We start from the raw sequence: 1927 nt of genomic DNA, 5'->3' as shown, positions 1-1927 counted from the left end.
GTGAAAGTAAAACTTCGTTGTATTATACGAAAAAAGCGAAAGATCTTGCGTATGCGTTGAGCAAAAAAGAGAAAGGAGACATCAACGGAACTTACGAATACTTACTGGAAGATAACAACAGAAAGAAAAAAAATCAGTTTTACTACATATTAATCCTGTTTTTCTCAGCCTTTGTAGTGGTATTGTTTTTTGCAGGAAGGATATTTAAAAAGTACCATACCGAAAGAAAACAAAAAGAAGAAACCAGCCAGTATATTACAGAAAAGGAGGAACAGATTTCTCAACTTCAGGACAGGATTAATGATATTTCCAAAGAAGTGCTGGAGCTGGCTCAAAACAATGATCCTTCATTTTTAGTAAGGTTTAAAGACGCTTATCCGGAATTCAGCAATACCATTGAAAAGACTTTTCCTGAAATCAATAAGAATGATTTTAAACTGTGTGCTTTTCTTAAATTAAATTTTTCCAATAAAGATATTGCAACTTATACTCATGTAAATGTAAGTACTGTCGAAATAAGGAAAAACAGATTCAGAAAAAAATATAATCTGCCTCCGAACTCAGATATTCTTTCCTTTTTAGAAAACGATCATCAGGATTCAGAAGGTTCTCCGACTGTATAAATAACTATAAAACTATGCAAGAATAATAGAATAGGTAAGATTTTTATGTTTGAGTTAATTCTGAAATGATTTTAAACAACTTTTAAATTTAATAATAGGTGCAGTTATTTAAAAGAACACAGTAAGGTATAAGCAGAACACTAACCGTTTCCGGACTGATTTCTCAGAAAAATGATTGATTTTTTTCAATATCACCTGTAAATTAATTTAAACAATTGTTTAATTTGGAACAGTTTTTGTCCTTAAAGAATTTATAAAAAATAAATACAAAATTTATGAAATTTTCAAAAACACTTATTTCGGGATTAATGATGTTTGCAGCAGTGAATGCATTCGCGCAAAAGAAAACAGAAAGGTTTGAAAAATTGCAGATTGAAATGTTCCCAAAAGCAAAAGAAGGTTTTAAGCAGGTGTATGTACAGCTTCCGATTGCTAAGAATGAAAATGACCTTAAAGTGGAATTTTTTGTAGGAGCAGAAAAAATGCTCGACTGTAACAGACATTTTTTAATCGGGAAAGTGAATACACAGGATCTTCAGGGATGGGGGTACAATTATTATGAAGTAGAATCGAAAGGAGAAACCGCCGGAACGCTAATGGCTTGTCCGGACAAGAAAATGACAAAACAGTTTGTGTATATTCAGCCGGAAACCGTAAGATATAACAGCAAACTACCATTGGTTTTTTACGTTCCTAAAGATATGGAAGTACGATACAGAATTCTTCGTCCCGATGCGATGAAGAAAGCTGTTCAGAGATAATTTAATTTAAATATGAATTCCCTGCTATTTGCGGGGAATTTTTGTTTAGGCTTGCCATCTATGTCCGATTCTCACAATCAAGCCTTCAGGAATTTTGATAAAAATATAGGTTTCACCAATTATTAAGCCGTCAAAAGTTAAAATATAAGTATCTTTTTGATCATCACATTTGAAAATTTTACTGTAATTACAATAATTAATACCATAATTATATTTTAAATAATTAGAATACTCCTTAGAAGTCAGAAATATGGTTTTCTCTCCGTATGTATCCATTCTTCTGAATATTCAAGTCTTTCAATAGAGTCCCGAATTTTATAAGAAACATAAGCTGTATCAGGAACGATTTTGCTTATCTCATTATTGATTTTAAGCTCCAAAGAATCGACAATATCCTGCGATTTTGAATATTTTTTGGCACTAACATACAATGTTACACCGGTTTTTAATTAAAAAAGACAGCACTTTGCTGTCTTTTATTTTTTAGTTGCTTTTTAATTTTATTTTGTATTATAAAAAAATAAATCGTTTGTCTATTTACTT

Annotated in this window: 2 protein-coding genes and 1 pseudogene; 2 read left to right on the top strand and 1 reads right to left on the bottom strand. The window is 30.9% G+C overall.

Annotated features, from left to right (window positions below):
- Positions 1 to 623: pseudogene (locus WFK35_RS22545) on the top strand (hypothetical protein); the annotation flags it as partial.
- A gap of 275 nt (positions 624 to 898) precedes the next feature.
- A complete protein-coding gene (eco, locus tag WFK35_RS22540; RefSeq protein ID WP_336734860.1) occupies positions 899 to 1384 on the top strand; it encodes a serine protease inhibitor ecotin in 486 nt (161 codons plus the stop codon).
- Positions 1385 to 1429: 45 nt separating this feature from the next.
- Here eco and WFK35_RS22535 read toward each other — a convergent pair whose 3' ends face one another.
- Entirely contained in the window at positions 1430 to 1660 is a 231-nt protein-coding gene (locus WFK35_RS22535) for a hypothetical protein (protein ID WP_336734858.1), read from the bottom strand.
- Positions 1661 to 1927 lie beyond the last annotated feature (267 nt).

Source organism: Chryseobacterium sp. VD8 (assembly GCF_037149975.1).
In the GTDB taxonomy this organism is placed as follows: Bacteria; Bacteroidota; Bacteroidia; order Flavobacteriales; family Weeksellaceae; genus Chryseobacterium; species Chryseobacterium indicum.
This window is presented reverse-complemented; position numbering and strand designations above follow the sequence as displayed.